Annotated in this window: 14 protein-coding genes and 2 pseudogenes; 9 read left to right on the top strand and 7 right to left on the bottom strand. The window is 42.8% G+C overall.

From position 1 onward, the window contains the following. The first annotated feature begins 209 nt into the window (after positions 1 to 209). Positions 210 to 1,475: an HD-GYP domain-containing protein gene (locus WR49_RS11075; RefSeq protein ID WP_046224033.1), complete on the top strand. Its 1,266-nt coding sequence runs from the start codon at positions 210 to 212 to the stop codon at positions 1,473 to 1,475. A gap of 144 nt (positions 1,476 to 1,619) precedes the next feature. Here WR49_RS11075 and WR49_RS11070 read toward each other — a convergent pair. Then, positions 1,620 to 1,979, bottom strand: a pseudogene (locus WR49_RS11070) (PTS sugar transporter subunit IIA); the annotation flags it as partial. Between the two features lie 202 nt (positions 1,980 to 2,181). Between WR49_RS11070 and WR49_RS11065 the strand changes: the two are divergent. The 4 genes from WR49_RS11065 to WR49_RS11050 all read left to right on the top strand — a co-directional run bounded on the left by WR49_RS11065 (position 2,182) and on the right by WR49_RS11050 (position 5,643). After that, complete coding sequence (locus tag WR49_RS11065; RefSeq protein WP_046224031.1) at positions 2,182 to 2,802, top strand: hypothetical protein; 621 nt, start codon at positions 2,182 to 2,184, stop codon at positions 2,800 to 2,802. Between the two features lie 437 nt (positions 2,803 to 3,239). Beyond that, positions 3,240 to 4,448 carry a NupC/NupG family nucleoside CNT transporter gene (locus WR49_RS11060; protein WP_046224030.1) on the top strand — a complete coding sequence of 403 codons (1,209 nt, stop codon included), beginning with the start codon at positions 3,240 to 3,242 and terminating at the stop codon, positions 4,446 to 4,448. Between the two features lie 259 nt (positions 4,449 to 4,707). After that, entirely contained in the window at positions 4,708 to 4,977 is a 270-nt protein-coding gene (locus WR49_RS11055) for a hypothetical protein (RefSeq protein WP_046224029.1), read from the top strand. Between the two features lie 45 nt (positions 4,978 to 5,022). Beyond that, positions 5,023 to 5,643, top strand: a complete 621-nt coding sequence (locus WR49_RS11050; RefSeq protein ID WP_046224028.1) for a class I SAM-dependent methyltransferase — start codon at positions 5,023 to 5,025, stop codon at positions 5,641 to 5,643. A gap of 115 nt (positions 5,644 to 5,758) precedes the next feature. Here the strand turns inward: WR49_RS11050 and WR49_RS11045 are convergent, their stop codons facing one another. Next, positions 5,759 to 6,898, bottom strand: a complete 1,140-nt coding sequence (locus tag WR49_RS11045) for a DUF3541 domain-containing protein (protein WP_046224027.1) — start codon at positions 6,896 to 6,898, stop codon at positions 5,759 to 5,761. Positions 6,899 to 7,181: 283 nt separating this feature from the next. On the opposite strand from WR49_RS11045, the gene WR49_RS11040 reads away from it, so the two are divergent. Together WR49_RS11040 and WR49_RS11035 are read left to right on the top strand one after the other, a co-directional pair. Next, positions 7,182 to 8,537, top strand: a complete 1,356-nt coding sequence (locus WR49_RS11040) for a diguanylate cyclase (protein WP_046224026.1) — start codon at positions 7,182 to 7,184, stop codon at positions 8,535 to 8,537. Positions 8,538 to 8,701: 164 nt separating this feature from the next. Continuing rightward, positions 8,702 to 10,291 (top strand): DEAD/DEAH box helicase, encoded by a 1,590-nt coding sequence (locus tag WR49_RS11035; protein WP_046224025.1) that lies wholly within the window; start codon positions 8,702 to 8,704, stop codon positions 10,289 to 10,291. Positions 10,292 to 10,886: 595 nt separating this feature from the next. Here the strand turns inward: WR49_RS11035 and WR49_RS11030 are convergent. Beyond that, positions 10,887 to 12,416 carry a DUF3612 domain-containing protein gene (locus WR49_RS11030; RefSeq protein WP_082082761.1) on the bottom strand — a complete coding sequence of 510 codons (1,530 nt, stop codon included), beginning with the start codon at positions 12,414 to 12,416 and terminating at the stop codon, positions 10,887 to 10,889. A gap of 169 nt (positions 12,417 to 12,585) precedes the next feature. On the opposite strand from WR49_RS11030, the gene WR49_RS11025 reads away from it, so the two are divergent. Then, entirely contained in the window at positions 12,586 to 13,182 is a 597-nt protein-coding gene (locus WR49_RS11025) for a malate synthase (protein ID WP_017058692.1), read from the top strand. Between the two features lie 145 nt (positions 13,183 to 13,327). On the opposite strand, the gene WR49_RS11020 is transcribed toward WR49_RS11025, so the two are convergent. From WR49_RS11020 to WR49_RS11010, 4 genes and pseudogenes are all read right to left on the bottom strand, one after another. Further along, positions 13,328 to 14,344, bottom strand: coding sequence for a GGDEF domain-containing protein (locus tag WR49_RS11020; protein WP_046224024.1), 1,017 nt, complete (start codon positions 14,342 to 14,344; stop codon positions 13,328 to 13,330). A gap of 432 nt (positions 14,345 to 14,776) precedes the next feature. Beyond that, positions 14,777 to 14,989, bottom strand: coding sequence for a transcription antiterminator/RNA stability regulator CspE (gene cspE, locus WR49_RS11015; RefSeq protein ID WP_004740083.1), 213 nt, complete (start codon positions 14,987 to 14,989; stop codon positions 14,777 to 14,779). A gap of 351 nt (positions 14,990 to 15,340) precedes the next feature. After that, positions 15,341 to 15,544: pseudogene (locus tag WR49_RS21005) on the bottom strand (cytosine deaminase); the annotation flags it as partial. A 665-nt stretch (positions 15,545 to 16,209) separates the two neighbouring features. Then, on the bottom strand, positions 16,210 to 16,881 hold the full coding sequence (locus tag WR49_RS11010) for a pyridoxamine 5'-phosphate oxidase family protein (protein ID WP_046224023.1): 672 nt from the start codon (positions 16,879 to 16,881) through the stop codon (positions 16,210 to 16,212). A gap of 90 nt (positions 16,882 to 16,971) precedes the next feature. Here WR49_RS11010 and pdxR point away from each other — a divergent pair, with 90 nt between their 5' ends. Further along, positions 16,972 to 18,429: a MocR-like pyridoxine biosynthesis transcription factor PdxR gene (gene pdxR / locus WR49_RS11005; protein ID WP_046224022.1), complete on the top strand. Its 1,458-nt coding sequence runs from the start codon at positions 16,972 to 16,974 to the stop codon at positions 18,427 to 18,429. The last annotated feature ends 66 nt before the right edge of the window (positions 18,430 to 18,495 follow it).

The following is an 18,495-nucleotide window of genomic DNA, read 5'->3' as shown; positions in this document are numbered from 1 at the left end:
TACCTTTCTCAAGTCCTTGCAGGGCAAGGGGCTTCGTAATCTTGCCCTATTTTTAATATGCAATATATTGTGGCACGAATTTTTCGTTATACGTTAAATCTATCACGAAACTCATTAAACCTTACAATAGTTGTGTATATAATCATTAACTATGCATTAGTATTGACAGATTAAATATATAAAAACTATAACAATCTTAGGCTTAATTAATGAATCAACATTGCCAGGACGTAACCGTAGACTTAAGGAAGGCTCTATTTGGTATTGCTAAGGCGCTTGATAACGTCGGTTTTGAAAGCAAAAATCATGGACAAAGAGTCGGTTATATAGCGTATCGATGTGCTCTGAGTGTCGGGTGGGAAGAGGAGCAGGCGCAACTTGCATTCTCGTTGGGGTTAATTCACGACTGCGGCGTATCGCAAATTGATGAACACCTCAGTTTGACCTCTGGTTTCGTGCCAGACTCAAGTTACCACCATTGCCAAAAGGGTTATCAAATTCTAAAAGAGTGCCCAGTTCTTTCTATATTCGCTAAGCCGGTGCTTTATCATCATACTCCTTGGGTTGAGCTTAAGGCGATGCCTATCAGTGAGTTAGAAAAGGAATTGGCCGCTATTGTGATGCTGGCCGATAGGGTGGACTACCTTTACGGCATCACCTCTTCTGATCGTTATGGGAACCTAACCCCAGATGGTAAGGCAATCATCATTGAGCGTTTGACCGAGCAAGCTGATGAGATGTTCGAGACCAACCTTGTACAACACATGTGTGAGTTGGTCGATCTGGATGATTTCTGGTTTTCGATGGAGATCCCTTACATTGAAAACATGAGAGATAACTTTGAGCCCGTGCCATTCTTCTCCCAGAAAATGTCATTGAATGAGACGGTTGCCTTTGCTGAGTTTATTGCCAATGTCGTTGATACCAAGAGTTCATTTACCTTTAGGCACTCTTTGAAAGTCGGACAGCTTTCTGAGTATCTAGCAAAACAACTGGGTTACTCACACACAACTCAGCGAAAACTTTATCTGGCAGGTTTGGTTCACGATATAGGTAAACTGCAAACACCAAATGAGATTCTTCATAAATATGATTTGCTGACAGACGAAGAGTATTGTTGTATCAAGCGACATGCAACGGACACTCGGTTTGCGTTACAGGAATTATTTAGCTCGCCCCAGATCTGTCAGTGGGCATCAAACCATCATGAAAGATTGGATGGTTCTGGTTATCCGATGGGGAAAACAGCTGAACAATTGGATCAACCCAGTCGGATTATTGCGGTAGTGGATGTGTTCCAAGCGCTAACTCAGTCTCGTCCTTACCGACAGGGCATGACATTAGAAGAGTCTTTAAACATGTTGGCTGACCTTGTTGAAAACCATAAATTGGATCGAGAAGTGTTTGAGTGCCTAAAAAAACATTCGGAATACTGCTTTGAATTATCAACATATAAAAGAATGTACGCGTTTTAGCGTTAGCGAGTATTTCAGGGGAAATGCCTTAAATAATTCTCGATGGGAAATGACTCAGCACCATTAACAGAAAAGCGATAGCCGAGGCTATCGCTTTTTTAATAGGGGCTTATTAGACAAAGGAACAGGATGTATAGTGCAAGATTAGTATTGCTTTAAGATCTCGATGATCGCTTGCGCTGTTTCCGCGGCGATAATGGCATCTATGTCATCATCATTTTGGAACAACTCTGATAGCGCCATAATAGTATGAATATGGCTGTCTGAATCCATTGCCGCCAGAGTAATTGAAAGGTAAACGTCTCCGTTGTCTTCCGACTCTAAATCAACACCGTGTTTAAACACCGTCACTTGCAGTGATGCTTCGTTCACACCATCTTCAGGACGAGCATGAGGCATTGCAATCTTTGGGGCTAGAACATAATACGCGCCAATATCTTTGTGCTTTTGCTTGATAGCTTCAACATAGCTAGCTTCGATTTTATTACGTGCTAGTAGTGTTGACATATTGAATTTGTTTAATAAATTTATTTTGCAACTGACCATCGTTTTAAATTTATAAGTAATTTTATCAATAATAACCCTACCAATATGTGAGTTGGTTTATGTAATGAGAGTTATGTAATTTATTGATTTAGCGAATGTTTGATGATTAATTAGATTTTTGTTAGAACACCACCTTCAAATAATAAAATAGGTAAACCTAATGAAAAAACTCGTCAGTTTGTTCTTCGCTGCAGTAGCGCTAGGGCTTTCAGGTTGTGCAACGGTACTGACTCCAGAAGAGAGCGCACCACTGTTAAGTATGGTCCCACAAGAAAAAGCGCTGACTATTGCTGTCATTGATAAACGTCCATACGTTTTAGAACAAGATAAAGAACCAAAGTTTGAGGGAATCATTCGCAGTTCATTGGGGATACCTTATTCATACAATACGGCGACTCAGCAACCAATGTCGCAGTTTTTGACGGATAGGCTCGTTGCAGGCTTAAAGAAGCAGCAAGTGACGGTGGACTCAGTCGAGACGACACCAAACGAAGACATAACTAAAGTTGTTGAGCAGATGAAAGCGTTCGACAATAAGTCTATGATGTTCGTCTTGAATGAATGGAAGTATGATTTCCACGCGTTCACAGATAACTCTTGGTACAACGTCAATGTGATTATTTATGATGAAGCCGGTAAGAAGTTACTGAGTAAAAACTTTCAAGGTGAGAATGATGTTCCGGATGGCGGCGCGATTATCAATGAGATGCAGCTTATCTACAAACAGCGTTTTGAAGAAATCTTCCAAGATGTTGAAGTAAAAAGTGCTTTACTAAACTAGTTACTGGCGCTCCTATTCTAGAAAAGCCACGTCCTGTGGCTTTTTAGCTAAATCATAAATCTAGTTAACTTATTTTTAACTGTCCCGGTAGATCTCTCCGATAAGCACTCCGTTTTGCACGATTCTTAACCGCGCGAACGTTTGCGTTAAAAAATGTGATGAAAGTCTCACTTAACTGTTTATACTTCTCTTCCGGTTTTAAGCCGGTGCTTAGCCAATACAAGCCGTCACATGGATATGTGAATGACCCCACGGACCGGACCAGCTGCGTTCCACTGCTTGTATAAGGTGATTCTTACATGAACAACTCGTTGTTACATTCGCTAACTCTGTTAGCTCCTTCATCGCGTAGCGTGTTGCTTGCGGTTCTTTGTCCTGCTCCTTTGATGTCATTTGCTTGGCTCATGCTATCTCTATAAGGATTACTAGGACACATTATGAATATTCTATTTGGTTTTGTCGGTGTGATTGCACTGATTGCTTGTGCGTGCTTGTTATCTGAAAGTCGTTCTGCGATTAACTGGAAAACGGTCTCTCGTGCATTGTTACTTCAAATCGGTTTCGCTGCCTTAGTATTGTATTTTCCGTGGGGACAGTTGGCGCTAACAAGCCTAAGTAATGGCGTTTCAAGCCTACTTGGTTTTGCAGACGCTGGTATTGCTTTCCTTTTCGGTGACCTTGCTACTGATGGCTTCATTTTCGCAGTTCGCGTACTTCCAATCATCATTTTCTTTAGTGCTTTAATCTCTGCACTTTATTACTTAGGCGTCATGCAAAAAGTGATTCAAATCTTGGGCGGAGCGGTGCAAAAACTGCTGGGCACAAGTAAAGCCGAATCTTTGGTTGCAACCGGTAATATCTTCCTTTCTCAGGGTGAGTCTCCTCTTCTTATTCGTCCTTTTTTAAAATCTATGACTCGTTCCGAGCTGTTTGCTGTTATGGCGGGCGGTATGGCGTCGGTAGCGGGTAGTGTTCTCGGTGGTTACGCTGGCCTTGGCGTTGAACTTAAGTACCTTATCGCAGCAAGCTTTATGGCGGCTCCAGGCAGTTTGTTAATGGCGAAGATCATTGTACCTGAACGCGACATTCCCAGTGACTACGAGCATATTGAGCTAGATAAAGCTGACCAAAGCAACGTGATTGATGCATTGGCAAGCGGCGCGATGAATGGTATGAAAGTCGCAGTGGCTGTTGGTACTATGTTGATTGCATTCGTTAGTGTGATTGCCATGGTAAACACTGGCCTAGAGAGTCTAGGTGAAACGTTCGGTTTTGCGGGCATTACTCTACAAGCTATCTTCGGCTACCTGTTCTCTCCATTAGCATGGCTGATTGGTATCCCGAGTGATGAAGTGTTGATGGCGGGCTCTTACATCGGTCAGAAGGTCGTAATGAACGAGTTTGTTGCTTTCATCGACTTCATTGAGAACAAAGCGCTGTTATCTGAACACAGCCAAGTGATTGTGACATTTGCTCTGTGTGGCTTCGCTAACATTGGCTCTATCGCGATTCAGCTGGGTTCTATCGGTGTGATGGCGCCAGAGCGTCGTGCTGAAGTAGCTAATCTAGGTTTGAAAGCGGTAGTTGCTGGTACGCTAGCAAACCTGATGAGTGCATGTTTAGCGGGTATTTTCATCCTGCTTTAAGCTAGATTCAGTAAAAGCGGATACCTTGCTAACGGAGTTAACGTAAGAAGAGTGTCCGCTTTTTTGTGCCTGCTCGTTAAGTTGATTCAGATTCAAACTACCACTTTCATTGCTCTGCAGTGTATAAGGTTCACTCGGAAGAGTAATAGAGCAAGTCTCTCTTATCCTATATACTTGAATATCATTCGGTTTCGACTAAGCAGATCCGCTTTCGACGAAGAATAATGGCAACCAGGTTCAATAAATCAAAGGTCTTCCCATGAACATGCGCGTTCTCATTGGTCTTATCACCGCCTTTATCGGCTTGTTTGCGATGGTTTATCTCATTGCCGGTGGTACTCAGTTTCCTATTTCTCAGTGGCCGCAAGAGGCTTATCTCGGTTTGGTGTTTAGCGTCGTGTGGGGCATTGGCGTTGCGGCGTCGGTGGCGTATTTTTTCTCGGCATTGGTGTTTGTGACTATTGCCGTGGTTTGCTATGCAATTGGTTATAAAATCGGTGGACTCTTCTTTTCAAGTTCTAAAGCTTAATATCATTAAGGTATGCGGATGTTCACTGACGTGGGACTGATTTGAATGCACTGGCGCGACCGTTTTAAGGTGTACTGGTATCACCGAAAGCAAACCAATCGTTGGCAAGGGGACAAGGCAAAGTCCTTAGGCTGGACGAGTGAAGAGAGCCAATTATGTCGCTTCGAAGTCATCGCACGCTCGGCCGACTTTGATAAGAAGAGTGTTTTGGATATGGGTTGTGGTTATGGGGAGTTGTTTGAACTGCTCAACAATATCTATCGTATCCAATCGTACACAGGCGTTGACCAACACGCCGATTTTCTTAAAAAGGCTAAGCAAAATTACACCGAAGCTTGCTGTCAGTTCATCGCGGGTGACATGAGTAAGATGAACCTAGAAGCGCACGATGTGGTTATCGCCAGTGGCTCATTGAATTATATCTCTCGCGATTCCGACTATCTGACGAATATGATTACTCGTATGTTTGGGCTAGCGAATCAGACCGTGATTTTTAATCTGCTCAATTCAAGCCAATATCCTTCGCGCAATACCCTGATGAGTTATCACCCTCAAGGTGTCTATCGCTTCTGTAAAACGCTGTGTGATGATGTTTCCTTGATAGAAGGCTATGCCGAAGGGGATTTCACGATAGTGATAAACAAAGTCGCCTCTGAAGCCCGATAAACGGCTATTCTTGGTTTTTATTCTATGTTGATGCAACAGACACAAATAAGCCGCAGGCCTCGAAAGGTATGCGGCTTTTTAGATTCTGTAGATAAACCTTGGAGTTTCTATTTACTTAATGGCTGCTTTCTACTAACCCATACGGAATCGTAGTAAACACCTTAGGGTTGCCTTCATAGGTCGGCGCTTCATTCACTTGCTGCCAATCGAGTAGCATGATTGCTAGCACGTTGCGGTGTTCACCGTACTCAAGGTCAAAATCGCCGGTAATTGAAGGGATCATGCCTTGTTTCTCATCGATTGAAGCTTGAATCGCGAGTCGAGTTTTCTCTACAACTGGGTCATCTTCTAAACCTGCTAATAAGAAGGTTAATCCAACCTCAGCAATCACATCTTCTTTCGCACGCAGCAGAATCGTATCGATGTTTTCTCTGAAGTAATCGTAGATCCATTGATGATCTTGTTCGCTTACTTGATGCTGATAGTACTCGGAGTCACCAAAGATGACGTGTGTCATACCATAGATCTTATTACCGTATTGCTGGCTTGAAAGCTTCTTGTCTTTGTCGTCTGGGTACGCTTTTTTGAACGTGTCGACGAATTTATCAACGACATCCTGCTCACCCAGTTGACGCAACCAGTAAACCTGATTCGCTAATTGAGCAGCCCACGCTTTCACCATGTCTTCATTGGTCACGTATCGTGAGAAGTCATAGCGACGAATGATTTCGCGCAGCTTGGCATCGTTTTTGTGTTCTAAACCGTACTCATTTGCACGTGCCATAGAGCCGAGAAGGTCCACACCAAGATATAGGTACTCGGGCATATGTTGGGTTACGTTGTAACGTCGAACACTGCGCTCATCGTTATCGCCAACATAAGAAGCAACGCGCTTCTCTGAGTAAAGTACGATTTGTTCCATGGTATGAACGTCATTAGACAGGGTACTGAGCTTGCTTGCCACTCGCGCCATGTCACTCCATACCGCAGCAGAATACTTATCGTCTAATGTTTGGCGATACATGCGCAGCCCGTAATGACCTTCTTTGAATGCAGGCAGAGTGTAAAGCTGGCTTTCGTAGGTCGTACGAATGAGGTCTGCAGATTGTTTGAAAGCTTGTTCATGAGAGTTGAGAGAATCTGCTTGGGTTTGAATACTCGGTACATTTGTTGCCAGAGCGTTCTCTTGTGCGTGAACCGCGACCGTAACTGAGGCCGATAGTAATGTGCACAGTGTAATCGTTTTTAGCTTCATGTCGTGAGGTACCAAGCTGATTAATAGTCTATGTAAAATAACATCGATGAATCCTTTAATGTAAGGTTTGAGTCAATACAATGTAAGCTTTATAAGGTTCACTACCCCTTTTTGATTAAGCAATTAGTATAACCAACAGACCTGAAGTGATGAATGGCACAATATTTGATAGATAGTAGACGTTAGTATAGATTTTTAGTGACTTAGCGGCATACTGGAGCAATAAGCCAGAAATGAGCCGTTATAAGGCAGTATATAGAACAAAAGTGTTAGAGGTTCGTAAATGCCAAGTGGTTCTAGCAAGCAGTGGTCTGCTAAGGTTGTATCTTTTCTTTTTTTCCTTGCGATAGTGAGCGCGATTGAGTTCTTTCACGCTAAGCAATTAACTTTTCTTAAAAATGAATCGTATTCTGAGGGAAAAAAACAATTATCCATTATTCGTTCTCGGATCGAAGCCGCGATCGTGTCAGATATGTATATCCTCAACAATTTCTCGACCTTAGTGACCATCAACCCTGATGGTGAGGTGAAGAATTGGGACAAGATTGCTGAGAATATCATTCAAGATGGCTTCCATATTCGACTTATTGGGCTCGCCAAAGACGACATTCTAAACTTTGTTTACCCTATGGAAGGCAATGAGCAGATTCTTGGTATTAATTATCGCGATTATCCCAACCAATGGGAGTCTGTTGAGATAGCCCGTAATCTCGGTAACACTTTTATTGCTGGGCCTTTTGAATTGTTTCAAGGTGGTCAAGCCCTCATTACGCGAACTCCGATCTTTCGAGATCCACCTTTTAATCAAGACTATTGGGGTGTATCCAGTGCTGTTATTGGCTTAGATGAGCTGTTTGAAGATGTCGGAATTGGGAAAATCGAGAACAAGTACGAACTCGCGATTCGCGGTGCTAACAGTTCGGGGAAAGATGGCCCAGTCTTTTATGGTACCCAGGATGTGTTCGATAATGCGTTTGCCACCGAGCAGGTGAGCTTTCCTTACGGTGGTTGGTACCTTGCTCTCTCCGGTAGTGAGCATGTATTGATGGACGTGCCTTGGTATCGAGTTCAAGCGGTAAGGCTGGTGGGTTACTCCATAATATTAGTGCTGGCGTTTGCCTTCTTTACTATTTATCGCCTTTACCGCATTGCAGATAGCCGCTCTATGCATGATGAGTTAACGATGTTACCGAATCGTCGATACTTCATGTATAGCCTCAAGCAGGCCTTCAAAACCACTCAAAAACAGAGAGCAAGAACCTTTGCTGTTGTAAATATCGACCTCGATGGGTTTAAAGCAATCAACGACACTTATGGTCACGCGGCAGGCGATCAGGTATTGATCGAGTGTGCTAAGCGTATCAAAAGTGAATTACGTGTCTCAGACATTGTCGCAAGGATCGGCGGGGATGAGTTCTTAGTTTTGCTACCGCGTATTATCGATGATGAACACGTTTCGTCGATTGTTACAAAGCTTCGAAGGGCAATTTGTACGCCTCCTGTCATCTATGAGACGCACTCTATTTATCTTCGGATCAGCGTAGGTTGGGTTATTCATAATAGTAACTACAATGATGTCGATGCTCTTTTGAAAGCGGCTGATGAAAAAATGTATGAGCAGAAGCGACAAGTTATCTAGGTTGAATCTGAGCTGTTATTAGAATTTAGTTGCTGAATGTGGGGAAAAGCCTCAGAATACCGCGTTTTGCTTCTATCAATCTAATTGATAAGCAAAAGCTGTAGCAACGATTTCTTTCTATTACGTTGCTCATATTAAATGTTATTCAACTGAGAAAATAATCTATGAGTTTTACCTCCCTTGGCCTTTCTGAACCGATTCTTAAAGCAATTGAAGCACAAGGTTACGATAAGCCATCACCAATCCAAGAGAAAGCGATACCAGCTGTCCTAAAGGGCAAAGATGTAATGGCCGCTGCTCAAACAGGTACAGGTAAAACTGCTGGCTTCACGCTACCTATTCTTGAAATTCTATCAAAAGGTCAACGCGTTCGTCAGAACCAAGTTCGTGCGCTCGTGCTAACGCCAACTCGTGAACTTGCTGCACAAGTGAATGGCAGCGTAGTTAAGTATGGTATTAACTTACCTCTTACTTCTACCGTTGTATTTGGTGGCGTAAAAATCAACCCTCAGATGCAAAAACTGCGTAAAGGCAGTGATGTGCTGGTGGCAACACCGGGGCGTCTGCTTGATTTATATAACCAAAATGCAGTGCGCTTTGATCAGTTAGAGATTCTTGTGTTAGATGAAGCTGACCGCATGCTAGACATGGGTTTCATTCGAGATATCCGTAAGATCTTAGCTTTCTTGCCTAAGAAACGTCAGAACCTACTGTTCTCAGCAACGTTCTCTGACGATATTCGTGGCTTGGCTAAAGGCTTAGTAAATAACCCAGTTGAAATTTCGGTAAGCCCTGCGAACTCAACCGCGAAAACCGTTGAGCAAAGTATTTACCCAGTAGATAAAAAGAAGAAAGGCCCAATGCTAGCGAAGCTAATCAAGGATAATGATTGGCGCCAAGTGTTGGTATTTAGCAAAACTAAGCACGGTGCCAACAAACTGGCTCGCTTTTTAGAAGAACAGGACATTACAGCGGCTCCTATCCATGGTAATAAGAGCCAGGGTGCTCGTACTAAAGCCTTAGAAAACTTTAAAACTGGCAAGGTACGGGTATTAGTCGCGACTGATATCGCGGCGCGAGGTATTGATATCCCGCAACTTCCTCAAGTCGTTAACTTCGATCTTCCACATGTATCTGAAGACTATGTACACCGTATCGGTCGTACTGGCCGTGCTGGTGAAGTAGGTAAAGCTATTTCACTCGTTTGTGCAGATGAAGTGGGCGAACTGTTCGGTATTGAGCGTCTTATTCAGCAAGTGCTAGAGCGTCGTGAACTTGAAGGCTTCTCGCCTGTAAACAAGTTACCTGAATCTCGATTAGATGCGCGCCCTATCAAGCCTAAGAAACCGAAGAAGCCTCGTGAACACTCTGATGGTCAACGTTCTGGTGAGAATGCTCGTGGACATAAGCCAGCGAGCAAAAACAAGCGCCACGTGCCGGGTTCTGGATCTGCGCCAAAGCGTAAGCCAAACACAGCTAAGAAAGCGCTAGATAGTAACTCAGCGACTGCAGCTAATGATAAATCAGTAAGAAACAATGGCAATAACTTTAAGCGTGGTAATGCTGGCAGAAGCTCTGAGAAAAATACTAACTCAAGCACTCAAAACGGTGCTGTTAAACCTAAGAAATCAGGTGATGGTGCGAGCTATGGTTCTGGACGTTCATCAAATAAACCAACTTCTAAGTCGTCAGTGAATAAACCGTCTGGTAGCAAGCCATCTATAAATCGCTCTAAGCCATCGGCTCAAAAATAGATTCCGACTCAAAAATAAATTCGAGTTGAGCTGAATACAGGAAGGGTGTTTTAAGAACGCCACTTTTTTGATATAGCAAGCTTGTAACCAACCTAATGAAGCGCGAATATTGAATTTCAATATTCGCGTTTTTTGTGGGCGTCATATGGCTATATTCAAGAATTACTAGGTTAAAAACATATTTAATCTGAAATCGAAAGTATTAATATCATGTTAATTTTTGTCTATTAATAACGAAGTCACTAGCGTTTTGTTGTTATTTGCAATTTGCAATCCCAGCTTGCAAAACGAACAGTGAATTACGGTTAATACGTGTTCAGATGCGTAGAAAATGCATGGTTTTAAAGTTGGCACACATACTGCATTAATATTAGTGACCCTTCTTAAGCCGAGGGTCACCTAGCCAACTGACGTTGTTAGTGAACCTTTATTGTTCACACAAAATATATGACCAATCACCCTTTTGTGATTGGTTTTTTTTTGCCTGAATTTTAGGTTCGGCTTGGGGCCTGATTTTTATTCATCGTCGCTACTAAGCTAAGTTAATCTACTTTAAGCAGAGCAAGACAAATTACCTATAGTTCTCGTACTGCTATCACTCACCACATTTCGAATAACAACTTGGTTGGCGAGGGCACTCTCCACCTCGGGAACAAATAAGCCTAGCCTCCGCCTCGATCCCGCGTTCAATCCAATTTATATTTAGAATCTTGGCTATTGTCGTGAGATCTTTTTTGATGTTACGTGGGATAGTCACAGAGCCGCCATTGTTGACGCATGAAGTTTTAAGTTGCTCTGCTATCTCTCTTGAATTACCGCCTTGAGCATCAATCGCAGGGTTGAGGTCAATGCCTGCACACAACACACGATTGTTACCCGCAGGATCCGTCATATTGATGGATTCACAGCAGTAGATTCTTGGTTCATCGCCTACGTTTAAAATAGAGATTTGAGCCGAACTCCCTGCTCGAGGCTCTGATAATCTACGGAACACGGCCCAATGTTGACATGGATCTGCGACCGTTCTCATATTTCCCCAAGGCAGTGGAATCCCGTTCCCGCGGTATACCGCTTTGAGTTTCCCCGGCCCATAAGCATCAAAGTAGTGCCAGTGAGGGTAGGGCGATACTACCGTCATTCGGCGCATCGCCACAGAGGGGGAAACCCCTGCTCTTTTGTGAACGTCGATTTCGTAACCCGTGCGGTCGAGTAACTGTCTAAACGGGACTTTCGGACACAGCAGCGCGCCAGCAAAGAAGCTGGATTCAAAGTCTCGCCATGCTTGAAGAATATCTTGGGAGTTGAGCTGTGAAGATCCTGATACCTGATTGTCGTCCCATGTGTTGTTGTTACCAACCGACAACACACTCTTAAGACCTTCCTTGCTATGCAGAATGCAATGGCCGATATATACCGAGAGGTCGTATTTCAGTCGAGTTGGATACTCTTTAAGAATCTCGTTTAAGAAGATAGTACCTGGAGGTTCAAAAAAAGAGGTGACCAGTTGTTTGGCATTTATGCCGAGCTCATCGACTACGTCTTGCGGTGTGCGCGTAACCCAGCGGATGTTGATTCCAAGGCTTCTTGCGATGTCTATCAAGTCTTCTACGCTCAGGTTAAGGCGCTTTAAGCCAACTTCCTCTGCCGCACGCTCAAGGTCTGGGAAATGATTCTGGTTGCTTTCTTGGTGTGCTCGAATCAATAGGTGTGCAAACTGGCGTCCTGAGATCCCTGTTTGTGACAGCATCTCAGGTATTGCAATTTGTAGAATGTCGTTGGAAAAAAGGAAACTAGGCTCAAGCGCCATACCACTTATCCCACCACGATTCCCCTTATCTGGTGCTATGGCTTGTTGCTCTGATTCGTCGTCGAGAAACCACGTAGGGTTCTTCTGGAAGACCTGAGCGATCACTTCCAGCATGTCGATACTTGGCACCCGCTTTCCACGTTCAATCATTGACAGATAAGAAACGGAAGGGGCGTATTCTGGGTTGATTCTAATACAACGCGCAGACAGGTCTTCCATCGTTAAATGGTTACGTTTTCTTAGGTTACGTATTTTTGTACCTAGGAAATGTGACTGACGAACTAAACTTTTTGACAAGGCCATATTTGTAAAATTCACATTGTAAAATTTTTGTTGTGAAATTGTATGTAAAAAAGCGCTAGTCTACAAACTAAGCAATTCACAAAATGACAAATAAATTAAACGTTAGTTTTGAATAATTGCTCTAGGACACATTTTTGCGTTAGGAATCGGTGGTTATCACCGGACTGGTCAAGAGGGAAAGACTATGAATATGCTTACATTCGATAAAACAGAAATCCAAAAACAATCAAAGCCATTTATCGCTGAAGCTGTCTTTGCCGTGGAGACAATCAGTGCAAACCAGCAAACTGAGAAGCAAGTGAGAGCAAAGCAGCTGCTTGATCGACTATTCCCACTAGAGAAGGGCTCACATCAAGACGTAACCAGCTATGTAGTCGACTACCGTCATATCATGGCTTACTTTAAAGACGGTCAGCACAGCGGCCTAAAGCACCCTAAACAATTTGTAGCGTATATGGGTGAGAAGAATGACCCGGACTCTATTTTGTTCCGAGATGGCAGTGGAAGCCACCTAGAGGTAATGTTTGGATGTCATAAAGGAACAGGTTGTATTGAATTGGTGGAAATCGATGATATTCAGTTGGAATCATGTACCACGTTCGGTCACTCGTCAATGGAAGCAACGACCACAATGTGCGAAGAGACTATTGCAGCAATGCGTCATTGGATCAGTTTGATTCAAGGTGACGCAAAAGGTAAGCCAAAGGCATGCAGCGAAGATAAAGAGTTCAGAGCAAAGAGTGGTGAAGACTACTGCCTGAATTACTGCTTTCAAATCTAATGGCACACTCTAAGCATAGAGAACAATACATATAGCCTAAGAAAAAACCTCAAAGAATTAACGTGTTAGATAGTCTTTGAGGCTTTTTCGAACGCATTTCGCTTAATCCTTCACTTGTTCTAGTTTGTGTAGAGCAAGTGAAACCTTACACAGGCATGACTCGGTTACGGCCAAGTGATTTCGCTTCGTAAAGTAGCTTATCAGTACGTTCGATCAGTGACTGAGAGGATTCACCAAGTTCAAGTTCAGCAACACCAAACGATGCGGTGATATTACCGACTTGCTCACCACTGCGACGATCTTTAATCGACATCTTTTCTAGAGAGCGACGGATAGTATCAGCAAGTTGACGAGTAATACGTAAAGATTTGTTTGGCACAATGAGTGCGAACTCTTCACCACCAAAACGATAGGCAGAAATGCCCTCTCGACAGCTTAACTTCAGTTTACGAGCAATCCCTTTTAGAACCATATCACCAAATAAGTGGCCATAGGTATCGTTGAAATTTTTAAAGTGGTCGATGTCGAGAAGAATCAAACACAGAGATTGGTTGGCTTCACACAAGGTTTCCATATCACGGTCGAAAGAGCGGCGGTTATACAGAGTCGTTGTGCTATCAAAGAGTGCGTCTTTTTGTACTTCTACCAGTTGGGTTTTTAGCTTGGTAATCTCTGACGTTGCAGAATTCAGCTGAGAGTTTAGAAACTGGGTCGAGTGACGAATATGACGAGACTCAGAAACAAGCTGGCGAACCAAAGACATGACTTCATCAATAGATAAGCTTTCATTATCAACGCGAGCCAAATCTTCGAAGCTTTTATCAATCATGTCAGAGAACGCAGAGGTATCAGTTAAAGTATCGTTCATCGAGTTCGAAACTTCAGAAACTAACAGTTCTAAGTTAGCTCGTAGGTCACTGATATTAGTTTCGGATTTTCTCGCAACATAGCTGTTGTAAAGCTGCTCACCAACAGCTGGAGGACAAATACCGTAGTGTTCTAAAATACCATCCATATCTTGATTCAACTGCGGGATCGCGTTGTCAACATAGGTGTACCAAAGTGCATAATTTGCAGGTGTTGTAGACACCCTATTCTTCATCATAAGAGGCACCGCTTTTTTTAGATTAGCGGTGGATTTCTGAAATTCATCTTTTTTCATTATTTTTACTGCAGATACCAAACCAACTAAAGCCACTTGTGGACAAGGTTAGCGGATTTCGAAGATTTTTGCTGCAAAAATTATATGATTAATAGATGAGGGTTGGATAAATCACTACTTTTTATTATGAATATCGGTTGAGTATTGATAAAGGTCATCTAATGGATTGTTCTTTAACCATATTTTTGGTTACTTATTTTGTAACAAAGATTGGTTTTGGTATGAAGTTTTTCAGTAAAAATGAATGGTGTTGAAACTGGAGTAACAGAATAGATTTACATACTAGTAAGGGTAAATTGAAAGCAGATCTGTGATTGGTTTACTCTGACTTAAGTGTAAGATCTAGAGTAGGGTAGGAAAATGTTTTTGGGTAGATAGTAAAAAGCGCCGATAAAAATCAGCGCTTTAGAATTCTTTTAAGCTAAAAGCTTATTATTGAGCAACAACGTTTGCTGCTTGTAGGCCTTTTTGACCGTTTTCAACTTCGAAAGAAACCTTTTGGCCTTCTTTCAGAGTTTTGAAGCCTTCAGAAACGATAGCACGGAAGTGTACGAATACGTCAGCGCCGCCGTTGTCTTGAGAAATGAAGCCGAAACCTTTCTCTTCGTTAAACCATTTTACAGTGCCAGTATTTGTGTTAGACATAATTTGTCCCTTATTCATAAATTTTCTAAATTGTTGATTGCATTACTGCAATGCGCTGATAATTGAATTATTTAATGTTGCTAAGAAATAAGGAAAAACTACTTACAAAAACGGGTGACGATTTTACTTGTTAATTTTACTTTCATCTAACTTAAATAACTCCGTATAACAGGGCGAGTGCATGTTAACACAGTCTTTCGAGATGTACACTCATTGATTGAAAAATCCGTGTTTTTTGTCATATCGTGCGCAGTCGAACGTATACACTAATTTAGTGATGGCTTTGTCAATTCGCTTAACATAACAGAAGGAAGGATCTCAGCCTCCTTTCATAATTTATTATAGACGATGTTAGCGTTTAAAGTTTATATCTTCCGTTTGAGATAAGTTAATTTTTGTTTTAGCTAGTTGATTCTCTGCGAGCGCTTTGCCATGCCGCACTGAGTCTTGAGCTGGCGCTTGGCGATGCACAGCATCAAAACCATTATCAGCGGGAAGAATCAGTAGGTTACCTAGCTTACCTTCTTCGATACTGAAGTAGTCATGAATGTTGATTATTATGCGATTGAATGGGTGTCTGTATCGAGAGGTGTGTGGCTAGCCAAAAGACAGGCAAAAAAATAGCCAATCGCAATAACCGCGATTGGCTTATATATTTTGTGAACAAGAATAGGTTCACTAACAACGTCAGTTGGCTAGGTGACCCTCGGCTTAAGAAGGGTCAATAAATACTTTGCAGGTAGCGTGCCAACTTTTAAAACCTCGAATATAGGTTGTTTAATAGCAATTCGGTGCGTATTTAGGCGTTTAATTCGCGTTTTAGGATTTTGTACTTGTATTTTGCAATTGCGATTTGCGAATTTATAGTGGTTTGATGATTAGGAAGAGTGAAAAAGGGAAGTTATATAAAGTGTTTGAGTGATCTGGCTTGTGTTGACTTTTCCTGAGGCTAAAATAATAGAGCCAGGCCCGAGAAGTCGTGAAGCTAAGAAGTTCAATAGCTACATACGACAAAGCCCGGATGAATTGATATCACACACGAGCTTTGTTTCGTTTGATAAATTTTGTGAGTCGAATGTTTAAAAAGCATCGTGGCCTAACACCTAAGCAATCTGTCGAGCGCTTAAAAATCGGCCTGTAAAGCAACTAATTTTCAGTCATGTTATATGTCTGCACAACCCATTTTATGACATTAGCTATATGTCATGTTGTTAAGTTCACTATCGTGAGGGAGCATCCTGATACCAACGTTCACCATAGGCTTGTTGGTAATCTGGCTTTTCAATGAGTCCTTCCTGTTCTGGCACTGTTTCTAGTGGGCCGACAACGGTTCGGTAGGGCAATACACCCGCCCAAACGGGGATATCCATATCGGTGCTGTCATCATTCACACCGTGCTTACCAATTTTTACCGATGCTTCGGTTAACGGTATCGCCAACAACTCGGTTGCTGTGAGTTCTTTTTCATTACTCAGCCTAACTTCATTGGTTCTACCCGGTGCAATCTGCTCAATGAAGATGTTCAACAAGCGATCTTTTTCTTGGTTGTCATCGATGACTGAAAACGACCCCAATACCACTGCAGAACGATAATGTGCACTGTGATGAAATGCCGAACGAGCCAACACCCAACCATCAAATAAAGTGAACGTTAAGCAGGTTGGTTCTCTTTTCTTTAACCCTTTTAGTAGGCGACTGTTTTTAGCCCCATGAATGTAGACCATGTCATCCACTCGCCATGCGAGCATCGGGATAACCATTGGGCCTTGTTCGCCTTGCAATGCAATGTGTGCGATTAAGCTCTCATCAATAATTTGGTGCAGCTTCTCTTGTTCAAATACGGCTTTGTGAGCCCCTTTTTTAATCGTGGTTCTTTTCGTGTTAGATAACATAATCGCTCCTTAATCATTGCTTTTTGATTAATGTAGCGATTAACTGGTCTATTAAATAGAGCCACTTTTAAACACTATTTGGATCCAGTTATGCAGCCTATCGATGTTGGTGATCTACAGTTAGACGAACAACACGACACGCGTCAAACCGCCTTGTTCCACGCGATAAGAGAGAAGATCGTTCACGATTTATGGAGCAAGGGTTGTAAGTTACCTTCAACACGTAAGTTGGCCTTCGAGTTATCGGTGAGTCGGAATACTGTGATCTATGCGTATGAACAACTGGTCACTGAAGGCTATATCGAGAGTAAGCAAGGCTCAGGGTTTTATGTCTCGGTTGAACAACCAGAACACTTTCTAAGTTTGTCTAAGTCAAACAGTGTTCAGGATCCGAAGGTCAAACAAACAGTCAGTCAACCGAGTACAAACATAGCGACACCTAACGACATTAACCGCAGCTTTGCCCCCGGAGTTCCTGACTTAGATGCGTTCCCTTTTGCGAAATGGCAGAGGTTGCTGCAACGCCACTCTACACGTCAGAACATTGCGGGCAATCAAGAGGTTCAGGGAAGCTTAGCCTTGAGGGAAGCGTTGAGCGGGTATCTTGCAAGCAGTCGCTCGGTTAAATGTAGTGCAGACAGAATCATCATTACCGCAGGTGCGCAGCAAGCCATCTCAATCGGATTAATGGCGACGTTAGCGATGGGCGACAAAATCCTTGTGGAAGAACCCGGTTATCGACAAGTGCATAAAATTATCGATCTGTTGAGACTAGAGCTGGATGGTGTGAGTGTGCGTGAAAAGGTTGGGCTAGATATTGAAAAAGTATTGTCCAGTAATGCTAAGGCTCTGTATGTCACGCCGAGTAACCAATACCCAATGGGCACGACTTTAAATACTGAGCAACGCCTTAAACTGATCGATTGGGCCAATCAACATCAGTCATGGATTATTGAAGATGACTACGACAGTGAGTTTCAGTTTGCTCATCGCCCTTATACCAGCATGCAAGGTTTAGCGGGTAAGTTGGGGTTCGATGATCGTATCATCTATGTCGGTTCCCTGAGTAAGGTGATGTTCAATGGCCTTCGATTAGGTTATTTAGTGGTGCCAGAAAGTCTGGTGGCGCAGTGTCTTGAAATTAAAGACGCGCTCACTGGAGACACGGCGTCCCATACACAAGAAGCACTGGCTGACTTTGTCCAAGAGGGTGACTTACTACGTCATATCAGAAAGATGCGTCGGTCATACAAACTTAAGTATGAAGAGGTGATAGAAGCGATTGAAAGTGAATTTCATGGCGATCTTGAAGTGATCAGTCAAGCGGCGGGGTTACATGTGACCGTGAAGTGGTATCAAGGTATATCTGAACATGAGTGGAGTCGCAGAGCAGAGCTTGAAAATATCATCATTCGCCCGTTTGATTTTTATGAATATGGATCAAGTGATGATCGTGATTGGAGTGGGGCGGTGCTGGGGTTTGGAAATATACGTTTGGCTGACATAAAGCCGAAGATCAAAGTGATCGCTCGGCATTTTTATCAATAGTCTCTGGTTTTGAGCATTAGTGCTGTGAATTTGATGGGTCGTAGCTCGGCTTTACCAAGAGTTGTT

Origin of the sequence: Vibrio sp. ECSMB14106 (genome assembly GCF_000972265.1) — a bacterium.
GTDB classification, from domain to species: domain Bacteria; phylum Pseudomonadota; class Gammaproteobacteria; order Enterobacterales; family Vibrionaceae; genus Vibrio; species Vibrio kanaloae.
The sequence above is the reverse complement of the archived record's forward strand: the minus strand, read 5'-3'. Positions and strand labels throughout refer to the sequence as shown.